Raw genomic sequence first — 731 nt, forward strand, 5'->3', positions numbered from 1 at the left:
ATATCGCACCATGTAAAACGGAAGCCCCAAGGCCTCCGCCACGGCTTCCGCAAATGACGTCTTGCCATTACCGGGCGGTCCCGACAGAAGAATTCGATGGCGAGGCTCATAGCCGTGAGCACGCAGCACGTCGGCGCGAATATGCTCTTCAATCAGTTGCCGGCCGCCTTCCTGGGCGGGAAGTGGCAAGAGAAGTTGCGACATCTGCGTGCGTGGCTCGATCTCAAGGATCGCATCCTTGCCCGCGCCCGCCAGGCTATTCGTGGCCGTCAAGGCCGGCGGGGTCACCGGAACAGCCGACAAGGCCCTCTCCAGTCGATCAGCCACGATATGATGGTTTTGTGCCCGCTCTTCGGCGACCAAGGCTTCCGCGGTCGACTTCAGCATTTCCCGGTCGCCGGTCGCGCCGGCGCGGACAAGGGAAATGAGGAGGTCACTACGGGCCATGATTTCTTAGATAGGATCTCTGCGACGAACGTCCGTTGACGAATCGTACACGAAAACTTCTTAACTGTCTTGCAACGAGCCGCCGCGTTGCCGGCTCAAGGGGCAGTCATCAACTGCTTTGAGCGTACAGCGTAAGCCTACATAACTCCCCATGCGCGATAACGTCCCCTCCCTGTGATCTCGCGCAACCCGAGCTCGCCAACGAGATTGAGAGCGCCCCTTGTCGTCACTTTCAACTCTTTTTCGATCATTGCGGTCGAAATCAACGTTCGCGACAAGACGTA

General features: G+C 58.5%; 2 protein-coding genes. Both read right to left on the minus strand.

What is annotated here, in order from left to right:
- A partial coding sequence (locus tag EOA60_RS39500) for an AAA family ATPase (RefSeq protein ID WP_128312763.1) occupies window positions 1–447 on the minus strand: 447 nt, incomplete at its 3' end.
- 137 nt (window positions 448–584) lie between these two features.
- Window positions 585–731, minus strand: a 147-nt coding sequence (locus tag EOA60_RS35640) for a helix-turn-helix domain-containing protein (protein ID WP_281060817.1), incomplete at its 5' end; no start/stop codon positions are given.

Origin of the sequence: Mesorhizobium sp. M1A.F.Ca.IN.020.06.1.1 (genome assembly GCF_004023265.1) — a bacterium.
Classification (GTDB): Bacteria; Pseudomonadota; Alphaproteobacteria; order Rhizobiales; family Rhizobiaceae; genus Mesorhizobium.